Source organism: Natrinema marinum (assembly GCF_024296685.1).
Lineage (GTDB): Archaea > Halobacteriota > Halobacteria > Halobacteriales > Natrialbaceae > Natrinema > Natrinema marinum.
In genome coordinates, this window is the sequence record NZ_CP100763.1 from 1,990,380 (window position 1) to 2,002,279 (window position 11,900).

The following is an 11,900-nucleotide window of genomic DNA, read 5'->3' on the forward strand; positions in this document are numbered from 1 at the left end:
TATGAACCATTCTTCTAATATTCTTTTGGTTATGATTGCTACGGTAGTACGTTGCATAGCGGGTTTAGATGTACCCCATCTCACGGAGATGCTGTTCCGTTTCTTCTGCCAGCTTCGGTTCTTTTGGCGCAGTTTCAAATGGTTTACCCTCGGTTTCTAGCCATGTATCTAAGAACGAAGTAAGTTCCTTGTATATAGATGGATAGCTATTTTTAACATCACTATTTTCATTAGGTAACTGATAGAGTTTCTTTTCCTCTTTTGTCTGTACGAGTTTAAACTCGGTTGTCCGAGCAGTTGTAATGAGAGACCGTGGAAGATGCGAGAGGTCGATATCAGGGTTATACTGACGGATACGTTCGTAGTTCTGAGCCTCGTTATCGTCAACTGTACCACGCAAATCTTGGCTAACTGCAACATCACGAGACTGCTGTCGTATGTCGTACCCTTGAAACTGAGACGTGTCAGTACCGACTAATGAAAGTATGGTATTCATTATATCAATATGCTGTGTGGGTCGTTCCGCATGGTGATCCACATCGTCAAGTCCGTAGGTGATAAGTGGAACATGGATCAAACCGTCGTGAAGTACCATATGATGTCCGAGGAGGCCATATTCCCCAAATAAATCACCGTGATCCGCTGTAATGACGATGATTGTATCCTCAAATCTCTTCTGGACGAAATCGAATAACTCCCCTACACATGCGTCCGTATATTTAATCGTTGCATCGTACATCGCATATAATATCTCTCGTTTGTCGTCTGAGAGCGGCAGTGCATTCGCTATCCACTCGTACATCTCGTCGTGCATACGCTGTGCGAACGTAACAGCCTCACCTATCGTCGCATTGATCTCGTCTACGTACTCGTCACGACAGGAAACCGGCGGAATGTATGGGTGATGGGGGTCGTTGTAGTGGACGTAACAAAAGAACGGTTCATCCATCTTTGAGACGCGACGCAGTTTCCGCTTCGTGATATCTGTCGTAAAGAAGGAATTCTGTTTCCCATGTTCGCCAGCATCTAGCGTCAAGCCTGGACCGTGCTTTCGCATCTTGAGACTATACTTAAGAAAGCTAGATCTGTACTGATGCGAGAACAAGTCTCGGATGCCTGACGGAGATGACTTAATAAAATCATCAAATCGTTCATCAATTCCTTTCGCCTCACCTGCATATCCGTTTTCAGAGATACCGATAGTCCGATAGCCTTGTTTCGAGAGTAATTCCGGAGCAGTCTTCATAGATTTGGGAAGCATATCCCCCGAACTTGTCCCAATCATTCGGTGTCGAGATGGATATAAGCCTGTGAGCATAGACGGAACTGACACCGGTGTCCGAGTGCTATGTGCAATTCCGTGCTTGAAATTAACACTGTTTACGTCGGAGGCGATTCGAGAGAGTTCAGGCGTCGTATCTCGCCGGTACTCATGGAGAGAAGTGTGATCAGCTCGAACACTATCAAGTGTAATCCAAAGAATGTTTGGTTGAGAGCGGGTCATAGTTATCTCGCTTGTTTCTCTCCTTATCACTGTTCTGGCTTAGAGATCCAAATTACTGTCGGGTCGGTAGAAATATTTATATAATCTATTCGATCGAAAGTTCATACGGTGTTCCGTTATCGGCTAAGTGTCCAATGACGTTTCTTGCTTGTTCAGTTGCCTTCAGTGCAAAGTAATATTCACGATCAAACGTTCCTTCTTCACGGCCAAGTGATGAAACAAACCCCTCGACTGAAGTCACGAGTTTGGCGGAACCTTCGTTTACCAAAGGCTCTAGTACCTCCGATCCCGGACAGTCGTAAATGTACGTTTGGAGTCCGAACGCCAATCCCTCGTAGACAGCCGTAGAACCAACGCCAATCTGTGCATCTGACTCGGCAAATAGCTTATACAATTGACGATCAGAGCTATCAACAACCTCGATATCTGTCTCAAGCAACCACGGATATTCTGTTTCCCACCGATCGTACTCTCCCGGATGGAGTTTGTATACGATTTCGTGGTCGATTTCCGAATGTCGATCGACTTCCAGTGCGAATTTTGAGAGTTGCTCGCCGATCGTTCCTTGAGAAATGAATAGTAGCTGGTCTTTGGTTTCGACATCGTCGTACTTGTCGATGGATTGCTCGAGATACGGATATCCAATGGGAAAGACCCGATCGTCTGGAATCGGAAACTCAACGGACTCCTTCCAGAAGTCACCGAAGGTGAGGAGATAGTCGGGAAATGTCTCCTTCGTCCGAGGACCGCGGAACGAGTAGCCAAAGTGATGATCGTAGATGACGCCGTGTTGCAGTTCGACAACTGGAACATTTTGTTCCTTGCAGGCATCGATGAAGGTTTCTCGACAATAGCTTACGACGATGACGGCCAGTTCCGCATCGACTCGCTTGAGAAGCCATCGGTAAAGCGGAAGCGTCGTCCGTCGAACGTGAAGGGCTTCTTTCGCCATCGAAACTAGATCGACGTCGGCATCGAACCGATCTCGGATTGCGTCTTGAGCCGCCTCAAGTCGATCTCGTTCCGCTTTCGGGATTGATGGTTCGTTCACACCTAAGAGTTGCTGGATGGTCCCACCGTGTTCTATGAGATCGAGGTAGCGAAGGTTCGACGTTCGCGCCGGACTACGGTGTTCTAACATGTGTGGTTTCTCGTAATGCACGTAGTCGTAATCACTGCACTCGTGAATCGGATCGCAGTAGATATCCCACCAATAGCCGTCGTCTCGCTTTTTCCGTCTGTGATGACCCCAGAAGAGGATATCGTGTTCCGCTGTAAGATACGGATTCTTCTGTACGATGTTTTTGAGAAACAACCCTGCCCCACGAAGGTAATCTCGCCAGTCGTCACCGACTCCGGTGTGAGCCTGTCCAGTTCCGTTTTGCTCGGCAATCTCTCTGTGGACGTGAAACCGGATCCGTTCCCAGATTGGCACCCCATCAACGCGCAACTCGAAGAGCGAGTGCTCGAGTTCAAAGGCTTCGAAGTCGGAGTGGTCGAGACCCATATAACTGGTTCCCCTATGAGACTCGGTCGGTTTAATGACTTCGCCTGATAACTGCTTCTACACTGCTGTCAGGAAACACATATTAATATAACAAAACTGATTGAATAGTTGAGGGGCCTACCGATAACCGAGATCCCGGAGGTGTTTCTCTAAGTCTGTTTCTTCAGCCGTGTCTGGTCCTAAGTTCGGTTTCCGTGTTTCCATATCATTTGCTGATGTCGTTATCCAGGGTACTCTCTTCACAATAGGATGAGGGAACCCTTCTGGATGACCGTACGCTCCTAACTCTCCAAACGCTTCGCCGTGATCAGCAGTAATCGCAACGGTTTCAGCATTTATGTTTTCCAAGAGGGTTTCAATGTCATCAAGGACAAAACGGAGCGTCTCTTTGTACAGTCTATAGACTTCCTCATGTTCTGCATCACCAGTTTCGAGACGCTTGTATCCATCTCTTTCAATATCGGTTGGTGGCCGTCCCTCGCATACTGATTGACCGATATATGGCAGGTGTGGCTGCATGTAGTGCACTATCAGTTTATCGGGATTGTCTTGTCGCCCAGCCTCGATTGCGTGGTCAGTCATTACCCTTGGAAGAACCACGTGATAGGTGTCGTCATGGTAGTCTCGCCAGACCATATCTACTGCGTCAAACGTTGCCAAATCGACGAGATCCCATTTCGAGAAATCTATTGGTGTCGTATTGTTCTTCGGTGGCAGATCACCGCGTTCGAACAGCTGGCTAACGTGACCGTTTCCAACCACGTAGTGTGTTTGCTCTATTTCTTCGTGGTACGTTTCGGTAAATGTATTCGCCATCCACTCGTCCGACTGACTCCCGACTGACCATATCGTATCGATATCCTCAATGAAGTCGTACTCGTCCGCAACTTCGCGAAGCGTGTCAACCCGGCATGCATCGAGGATTATCAGGATGTCCCAGTCACGTTCGTAGACGTTCGTTCCGAATGGGATTCGCGACGTAACCGCATACCAGAGGATGAGATACCATGTATAAACAACGTAAAGAGGTGCTCGAGTCGGATTCTCACGAAGTTGTTCCCGCATCTCCGAGAGCCACTCCCGGACGTTTGTCTGCATGTATTCTCCATAGCAGAACGAACGGTAATGAGATAACCGATTCACTCCGGAGAGAGCACTGGGAGCCGGAACGGGAGATTATCTTCGACAGTCGTACGGAACTCTTGGGAGAGTACGAGTAGTACTGAGAAGTAGACTGTAGCGCCAACGATAACGAGTACACCGATAACCGGCAATGAATCACCGACCATCACACGCGCGACGAGAACGACCGTAGCCATAATGCCGGCAGATAGACACTGTTTAGCGATTTCATTCACTGGAAGGATGACATCAATGACGCGATTGGCATAATGATATCCGAGCAGCAGGCCGATCCCGGCAGAAAGAGTCGTCGCTGCTGCTGCTCCATACCAGCCGAACTGCCATGTGAGTAGAATATTCAACGAGAGGTTCACCGCGACGAAAATAGCGTTGACAGAGAACGTGAGATCCGGATAATCAAGCGCGTCAATCGTGGAGAGGAATTGCCCCATATAGCCGTATAGCAGCCGAGCGAATGTAAGCACGAGAAGAATGTAATACCCCATCTCGAATCCGGAACCATAGATAGTCAGAACGATGTCGCCGACGAGAGCGGCCCCGGTCAGCCCTGGAATGATGAAGAGTCCTGAATACGCGAGACTGACGCGTAACAGCCCAGAAATTTGGTCCGCAGATTCCCCTTCCGACGATAATTTGCTCATCTCTGGAAATAACGTCTTAGAGATAGACGACCCAAAGATGGCGAGTAGAGAGGCGAGATTCCATGCGATTTCGTAGACTGCGATGAGGCTATGTGAAACAAAGACTGCAAGGATAATCGTATCCATCGATAAGAAGGTCCGGCCTTTGATAGAACCGAGCCACGAAAATTGCGCGTACGATTTCAATCGATAGAAGTCTCGCCGTGATGGTAGCTCATTTGGGATAGTAATGAAGTACGCCCCGATAGCGGCTGCAACGACCGTACCGAGGATGTACCCGGCAAACGCGCCGATGATACTGAATCCCGAAAGAACTAGAGCGATCTGGACGATACTACGACTCGTCCATTCAATTGGAGAGAGAATGCTTGATACGTGTACGAGGTGCTGACCGTCAAGGACCATTTGGACGAAACCGAGTGCAAGCTGTCCAGCCAACATAGCGATGAGGATCCAAGTCGCCTCAATACCCATGAAATCATTGAAGTACGGACGGGCGATCCATAGACAGATCGCTACAACCCCATACAACGCAAATTGTACAGCCGCACCAGAAACAATATAATTGCCGTCGTCAGCCTCACTAACACGTTTTCGAACTGCTTGCGGGAGACCAAGCTGACCGCCGATCAAGACCCATGAAAGTACGGATAGCACGACAACGTACGTGCCGTACTGGCTCTGTCCGAGCGTGCGTGTAAGGACAATTGTCGCAATGAATCCCGAAAGAGACATTGCAAGCTGGGAGAAGAAATTCACCATAGAGGTGCGGCCGTATCTCATAGTAGTCACGCGGGATTTGTGGGTCCAGTTGATGTTGCTATCGTCGCCATATCAATATCTCGCCTTAGCGGGGCGCTGGTTCGTCGTATCGATTACGGGGATCGTCGCCGGTGCGCGATTGCTTTCTGACACTGTTTTTGATACGCTGTTAGTTCATGCATGGCTCGCGCTTGCCATCGGGGGTCTGTACAGTATGCTTGTTGAACTGGAAGAAATCCTCTGAATACTGCGGTGGAAAAATACCTGATCGGTGGGTGTGTGAGACTCATTCAGTTGGGTTACCAATTTCAATATGTTCGGAAATATACACAGACTGATGTTCCCTGAACGAGTGTCCCTATTGATCGCCTTTCTCAAACGTATCCCGATAATCCTCCCGCAGTTCTTTTGGAAAATCGCTTTCCTTCAGGTCCCGCTTAAACCGATCGTTGATTGATTGATTTGGATATTTGTTGTACGACTCCGGAGGGCTATCCGTTATCAATTGCTTTATACTCTTGAACGCCCCTTTCAGCAAGGGTTGGATGAACAGATTTTCGGAGTTCCTCTCCACCGATATAATGGCTTTTTCAGGTAGTGACTTCTCCTCCAGAAATTCTTTTATTTTCCGTATATCTCGGCCAAACGAATCGTCTGAGAGGAGATACCATTTGAGTTCATCGTTAAATCTTTCGAGGTAGGCATCTAAACGTCGGAACAATTCATCGTCTGGCAACTCATAATCATCTAATAGCTGTTGAACATACTCACCGTCGGTGATTCCGTAGTCCCTCAGGTAGTAGGATTGAAGAGCTTTTCCGAGCTCACTGGCGAAGTCCTCTTTAGCAATGTGGACTTGCCCGAATGTGGGATTGTGAAACATTGGTCGGGCATCATTGGAAATCTCAGCGCTAGGTTTTCCGTCCCAGTGCTCCCGTTCTGCCCCATTTGTATACTGGTAAATCTTCCCCCACCCAAATTTCGGGATACAGAGAAACGGGAGAATTTGGTGTATCCACGTCGGGGGTAATTCTAGAGGTGAATGCTCAAAGAGATTGACAGCGGCCGCATCTGCGGCATCAAACACCAAGAAGTTGTCTTCGAAACTACCCGGAGAGTATTTGTCCATAAATGCGCGAGTATTGCTAGGGAATGCGACAGAGTAGTTATTCTGTTCCATGTCCTGAATTAGGCTCTTGAATTCCTCTTCACTAAGCGGCCAGGCGTCGGCATGGAGATGCATTACATAATCAACATCGTCCTTAGCAAAGGCGGCTCTACAGGAGGTTCGGATCGAATCGTAGATACGAAAACTCAGGTTGTTTCTTGACCGAGAGACTGCCGAGAGATCGTCATATCGGATCTGCGCACCTTGCTCAAAGAAATCAATCTCTCCCTCAATCGCAGAGATTTTCTTGTGAGCATCAGGATGGTTTGAGCAGACCAAGATATAGTAGTCTTCTTCCCAATTATGACGGATGATATCTACCAAGACAGCTAGGTCGTCGAACTTATCGTACAGGGAGACAGCGATCGCGTTCATTGATGGATTGCCTCTGCTTCTGCTTCTAAGAGTGATTCAATTTCGTCGCGGCTGTACTCCAGCAGTTCAGTCGGACGGATTGCTTTATCGTCGACATAGAAACCGTCATGTCCGCACCATGGTTTTCCGTAGTGAATCTCATCATGAGGAATTTCGTGCTCCTCCAGCCACTCTAAAAGGGTCTTCGCCGTGTCGGCGTTGATCCGCCCGAGACGGCCCTCGTGAGTATTCATATTCCGGGCTGTATAGAGAATGATGTAGTAGCCGTTTTCCTTATATTTCCGCAATTGCTCCACGACTTCTTCGTGGGGTTTTCGATCAGTATAGTCCAGTTCAGCGTCTTTTTTACAAATGACACCGTCTACATCGAATACAACCCGCTTATTCGGTCTAGGGTTCATAATATCCTCTTACGACGGAGCCGTTACAAACTTACTGGTTACTCAAGATATGGCGCTACTTTCTCAATTCCCTGTGCAAGCATACACTGCTGCCGTGATGGACTATCTGCGTGCAACGGAACCATGCTCAAAAATAACAAACCCTCGACCAGTTTCACCGTTTTGAGGCTAATCCCGTCACGTTCCTCAAGAAGTGCATCGAAATGCGATTTACGGGCTTTCTGACGGTCAGTGGTGTAAATCTCGTAGTCAATCGAAGCGGACTCTGGATCGTATGATGCAGAGAATCGACCATTGATAAGATGCTCGTAGTGTCCGGCGACACTATGACGCAGTTTCGCGACATCATATCGTGGATCGCCGTAGATCGTGAACTCCCCAAATTCCCCGCGTGGGTCGATGAGTTTCAGGATCCCGTTCCGAGGATCGTATAATATATTCGGGAAACAAAGATCGCCGTGGATTACGGAGAATTCTTCCTGATCGAGAAGGCCAACTGAATAGACAAGGTCCTCGATCTCCTCGAGAATCGTCGAAACATCGGGGTATGAGCGTCCATTAATGCAAACGCTTTCTGCTTCGAACATCGCGTCCGCACGACCACTATCGTGTAGCGCACTCAGCCGTCGTCGCGTTTTTGCGAGATAGATCTCCTTCAGCGAATTTTGAATGACAGACGAGGATGATTCCACCTTGAACTGTCGGAACTCGGCGAGCATATCAAATAGCCGGTGGAATACGTTATCCCAGATATGGTCTCCGTGAGATCCGTACAGTTGTAGATCACTTAAGGACGGATAGCCGATATACTCCATCTCAATGTAGGGGTCTTGAACGTCAGTTGACCAGTCGTAGAGACGTGGGAGATACGGCTGAAGTTGATTTGGAATCTGGTTATACCAGTTAATCTCGCTAATGAGCGTACTAGTATCGTCACTATGCTTTGCGATGACATTTTTCTCGTTGACCTCTAATTCGTTGAATTCACGGGCGTTCAGGAACTCTTTCGCCGCCCGGTGGTAGGTGTCTAGATGGCCGACATCTAACCAAACATCGGGCTCACGGAGAGAATATTGGTGGTCTGAGAGATAAGATAGTAAGCCTTGGTAGAAAGGATCAAGGCCCTGAGAATTAGTTTCAACGGCCACTTTAAGATCATCTTGAAAGGCTCTCGCATTTGTAATCCCAAACTGGCCGACGAATGTTGGGCGTGTCCCCTCATCGACCGAGCTATACTTCTCTGTCACTGTATCGATCTCCCCACCCGAGATATCGAAAGTCGTCCATCGATAGGACCGATCTTCTTCTGTGTAAGATATGTAATCACGGCCAGAAACGCGCTGGACCGGCTCGACGAGGGTGTCTGCGAAATTGATATAAAGATCAGAATTGGCTAGCATTTCGACTGATAGGCTCTCGAGAGTTCGTAAAATAGTATCACCCACGCTGACCGTCTCGCCGACATCGATAACTTCCCACTCGTATGCACTCCGGTCGACGTACTCACGGATTAGGTCTCCCGACTCGGATACCGCAACGACCTTCGTCAAGTCGATTTCCTCATACGTGTCTGCGATTCGCTCGAGGATTGGTCGACCTTGGAGTGGAATCAGCCCCGTAGGAATCGAGCCGACGTCGAGACGCAATTCGTCAGGAACCAGCACCGCTGACGGAACGATTAAGATGTCTGTGGCGGATTGATCGAGCATATTGTTACTCAGTGCTTTCTGGATTAAAGCCGGGGTCAAACATGCGAAGGTCGTCCGGCGTTCCGAGAACGTGAACGCTCTCACTGTCGATTTGATGAGTTGTTACCTCTAGACCCTTCTCGATCAGATAGTTGTACAGCGGCGCGACGTACGTTTCGCCGTATTTTGACTTGACACTCGAGGCTGCGGCTTCGTACGCGTCGGCGAACGAGCCCCATTCTGCGAAGTGATAAAAGCCGACAGTCGCTTGGTCCGAGATCTTTTCCTTCTCTGAGACCCTGGTAACAGTTCCGTCTTCGTCTTTACGAACGAAACTCCAACGTTCGCCAGGTGTCTCGAAGACTGGGATAAACCCGTCTCCTGAAATATCGCTGGGCGAGATCTGGCCTGCCTCAATGTATGTATCGATATTGTATATTACGACAGATTCAGAGTTGCCAATCAGCCGATCAGCGGCCATTGCCGTAGCTGCTTGGCCATTGGTATACTCATCAAGAGAGACCTCTTGGAACGTCGAAATCCCGAGCCGATCGCACGCTTCTTCAAGGAACGATGCGGCGGCGTGTTCAGATTGCGTCACGAAGATAAACTCCGAATCAAAAAACATTTTTAAACTCTGCATCGCCCAGTCAAACATCGGTCGGCCCCTGACCGAAATCTCATGTTTCGGAATGGAGACACCGACGTTTCTGAACCGACTTCCCTTTCCGGCCATCGTAATCAGGACTTTCACAGAACTAATAACTGGAATAGGCTAACTTAGCAGTGTCTCTTTCAACGCCTCTTCTTTAAGGCCCCAACCGAGTAGCAGTGTCACCGATCCTGCTAGGGTGGTTCATCTTATGAATAGACTCACCTCCGAATACGACCTGTGGCCTGAGGTTCTGATCAGGATCGTCCTCTTACCCTGTCTACTGTCCATACCTGCAACGGGCAATCCAAGGTTCTTCAAACTCGAGATATACCAGCAACTAATCGCACTGCCGTCGACACCGACGATTCCGGATCCATGTACTGGTTCTGGAAAGCGAAGGGAATTGGCAAGAAATTAACTCCTGAAGAAGGCACTATCTAGTTCTGCACCTCCTCGATTGGCGTCTTTCTGTTGATAGTTTGATGCGGTCTCTGGCGGTTGTAGTGCATAAATTGTTCATAACCTATTTGCGTGCGCTCGGACGACTGCCCCCTCACGAATTGTTCAAGCGGTCGATGCGCATTTTGAGGGGGCACTGTCTAGTTAAGCACCTCCGCTGGCGTCTGTCCGTTAAGTGATTGGTGCGGTCGTTGTGTATTGTAGTAGTGTACGAACTGTTCAAGCCATTTTCTGACGCTCGCCCGACTGCCCACCCATGAATTATGGAAGCGGTCAACTCTCATCTTGAAGGTATGAAACCACTTTTCGATGAGGTTTCGATCAACGTAGTCGAGTTGACCGCTCAGCCCTAATCGAGAGAGGGCAGTCAGATAACCGTAGCCATCAACGAGAAACACCGTCTCGGAGAGATCGTGTTTCTCGGTCAGTTTATGCAGGAACGCAGCAGCCGGATCGGTGCCTCGTCGTCCGAACACTGCGACATCGAGAATCAGCCGCGAGTCTAGATCTATTGCAGCGTATACCCAAGACCATTTTCCGTTGATCTTGACAGCAGTTTCATCAATAGCGACCCGCGACGGCTTTGCCGTCGGCGGGTCTGGTACGCTGTCAGCCAGCCGATGTACCCAGTGCCAGATTGCTTGATGAGTGCGCTCTACGCCGATCAAGCGGAGAATTGCTTGTGTCTCTCGAAGCGAACAACCGGTCGCGTGAAGGCGGACGGCGAACACCCTAACGGGCGTCGCCGTCCGCTCACGCTCCCAACATTCATCAAATTCCGCCGCGTAGCCCTCGCTGAGCAGGTCTACGAGCATTGATCCAAACTAACTCTACGACCTGCTCGCTTCTCAAACCGCACTAACTAGACGGTGCCTTTGAGGGTATGAAGTCACTTTTTGGCGAGGTTTCGCTCGGTGTAGTTGACCTGACCGCTCAACCCTAATCGAGCATGGCAGCCGATAGCCGAATTACTCCACGAGAAATATCATGTCATATATATTTAATTTATAGTCAAGTCCTGCAAAAACACAATTGCCGGATCGGTTCCATTCCGAGTGATAACGCGACGTCGAGTATGAGGTTCGTCTCGGTCTCTATTGCAGCGTACAGCTAAGATTACTTGTCTTTAATATGATGGCGCTCTCGTCAATCGCAACCTGCTTCGGCTGCGCCTCAAGCGGGTCGCACCCGCTGTCAGCCAGCCGATGAACTCATTTCCAAATCACTCCATGCGAGCGTCTAACGCCTAATCCCGTCAAGGTCGTTGTTAACTCACGGAGCGAACAACCGGTTTCGTGGAGGCGAACGGCGAACATCCTGACGGGCGTCACCATCCGCTCGTTCTCCCACGATTCTTCTAAACCCGCATTATAGTGCTTGCGAGCAGATCTGTGTGAATTTTAGTCCAATTCACTCAACGACCTGCTCGTTCCCAAACTGGGCAACTAGACAGTACCCCCGTATTCGATCTCTCCTCAGGTCAACCTGAAAGTTGAGCGGGAGTCAAGCGAAAGAACGATCGAGAGCTCAATTTAGCTCGCGATGACACGTCCAGTAAACTCGAATCTGAATCGCTCACAAGACATATAATCCCCGG

General features: G+C 49.0%; 10 protein-coding genes and 1 pseudogene. 1 reads left to right on the forward strand and 10 read right to left on the reverse strand.

The features are described 5' to 3' along the window. Nucleotides 1-64: 64 nt before the first annotated feature. From NKH51_RS09830 to NKH51_RS09845, 4 genes are all read right to left on the reverse strand, one after another. Entirely contained in the window at nucleotides 65-1,504 is a 1,440-nt protein-coding gene (locus tag NKH51_RS09830) for a sulfatase (RefSeq protein WP_254761518.1), read from the reverse strand. Nucleotides 1,505-1,589: 85 nt separating this feature from the next. Continuing rightward, nucleotides 1,590-3,011: a hypothetical protein gene (locus NKH51_RS09835; protein WP_254761519.1), complete on the reverse strand. Its 1,422-nt coding sequence runs from the start codon at nucleotides 3,009-3,011 to the stop codon at nucleotides 1,590-1,592. A gap of 117 nt (nucleotides 3,012-3,128) precedes the next feature. Continuing rightward, the gene (locus NKH51_RS09840) at nucleotides 3,129-4,109 is read right to left on the reverse strand and encodes a sulfatase-like hydrolase/transferase (RefSeq protein WP_254761520.1); all 981 of its coding nucleotides are present in this window, start codon (nucleotides 4,107-4,109) and stop codon (nucleotides 3,129-3,131) included. A 41-nt stretch (nucleotides 4,110-4,150) separates the two neighbouring features. After that, entirely contained in the window at nucleotides 4,151-5,557 is a 1,407-nt protein-coding gene (locus NKH51_RS09845; RefSeq protein WP_254765136.1) for an oligosaccharide flippase family protein, read from the reverse strand. On the opposite strand from NKH51_RS09845, the gene NKH51_RS09850 reads away from it, so the two are divergent. Next, complete coding sequence (locus tag NKH51_RS09850; protein WP_254765184.1) at nucleotides 5,511-5,801, forward strand: hypothetical protein; 291 nt, start codon at nucleotides 5,511-5,513, stop codon at nucleotides 5,799-5,801. The two genes, NKH51_RS09845 and NKH51_RS09850, sit on opposite strands and share 47 nt — an antisense overlap. A 114-nt stretch (nucleotides 5,802-5,915) precedes the next feature. Here the strand turns inward: NKH51_RS09850 and NKH51_RS09855 are convergent, their stop codons facing one another. From NKH51_RS09855 to NKH51_RS18920, 6 genes and pseudogenes are all read right to left on the reverse strand, one after another. Further along, complete coding sequence (locus tag NKH51_RS09855) at nucleotides 5,916-7,100, reverse strand: hypothetical protein (protein ID WP_254761521.1); 1,185 nt, start codon at nucleotides 7,098-7,100, stop codon at nucleotides 5,916-5,918. Continuing rightward, nucleotides 7,097-7,501 carry an LNS2 domain-containing protein gene (locus NKH51_RS09860; protein WP_254761522.1) on the reverse strand — a complete coding sequence of 135 codons (405 nt, stop codon included), beginning with the start codon at nucleotides 7,499-7,501 and terminating at the stop codon, nucleotides 7,097-7,099. The genes NKH51_RS09855 and NKH51_RS09860 overlap by 4 nt, the downstream gene beginning before the upstream one ends. Before the next feature lie 38 nt (nucleotides 7,502-7,539). After that, nucleotides 7,540-9,210 carry a phosphotransferase gene (locus tag NKH51_RS09865; RefSeq protein ID WP_254761523.1) on the reverse strand — a complete coding sequence of 557 codons (1,671 nt, stop codon included), beginning with the start codon at nucleotides 9,208-9,210 and terminating at the stop codon, nucleotides 7,540-7,542. A gap of 4 nt (nucleotides 9,211-9,214) precedes the next feature. Then, nucleotides 9,215-9,925, reverse strand: coding sequence for a glycosyltransferase family 2 protein (locus NKH51_RS09870; protein ID WP_254761524.1), 711 nt, complete (start codon nucleotides 9,923-9,925; stop codon nucleotides 9,215-9,217). 518 nt (nucleotides 9,926-10,443) lie between these two features. After that, nucleotides 10,444-11,118, reverse strand: a complete 675-nt coding sequence (locus NKH51_RS09880) for an IS6 family transposase (protein WP_254761525.1) — start codon at nucleotides 11,116-11,118, stop codon at nucleotides 10,444-10,446. 77 nt (nucleotides 11,119-11,195) lie between these two features. Next, nucleotides 11,196-11,676 (reverse strand): annotated as a pseudogene (locus NKH51_RS18920) (transposase domain-containing protein); the annotation flags it as partial. Between the last annotated feature and the right edge of the window lie 224 nt (nucleotides 11,677-11,900).

Coding starts and splice junctions, on each gene's coding strand:
- NKH51_RS09830 (WP_254761518.1), bottom strand. CDS start 1,504: ATGACCCGCTCTCAACCAAACATTCTTTGGATTACACTTGATAGTGTT.
- NKH51_RS09835 (WP_254761519.1), bottom strand. CDS start 3,011: ATGGGTCTCGACCACTCCGACTTCGAAGCCTTTGAACTCGAGCACTCG.
- NKH51_RS09840 (WP_254761520.1), bottom strand. CDS start 4,109: ATGCAGACAAACGTCCGGGAGTGGCTCTCGGAGATGCGGGAACAACTT.
- NKH51_RS09850 (WP_254765184.1), top strand. CDS start 5,511: ATGAATCCCGAAAGAGACATTGCAAGCTGGGAGAAGAAATTCACCATA.
- NKH51_RS09845 (WP_254765136.1), bottom strand. CDS start 5,557: ATGGTGAATTTCTTCTCCCAGCTTGCAATGTCTCTTTCGGGATTCATT.
- NKH51_RS09855 (WP_254761521.1), bottom strand. CDS start 7,100: ATGAACGCGATCGCTGTCTCCCTGTACGATAAGTTCGACGACCTAGCT.
- NKH51_RS09860 (WP_254761522.1), bottom strand. CDS start 7,501: ATGAACCCTAGACCGAATAAGCGGGTTGTATTCGATGTAGACGGTGTC.
- NKH51_RS09865 (WP_254761523.1), bottom strand. CDS start 9,210: ATGCTCGATCAATCCGCCACAGACATCTTAATCGTTCCGTCAGCGGTG.
- NKH51_RS09870 (WP_254761524.1), bottom strand. CDS start 9,925: ATGGCCGGAAAGGGAAGTCGGTTCAGAAACGTCGGTGTCTCCATTCCG.
- NKH51_RS09880 (WP_254761525.1), bottom strand. CDS start 11,118: ATGCTCGTAGACCTGCTCAGCGAGGGCTACGCGGCGGAATTTGATGAA.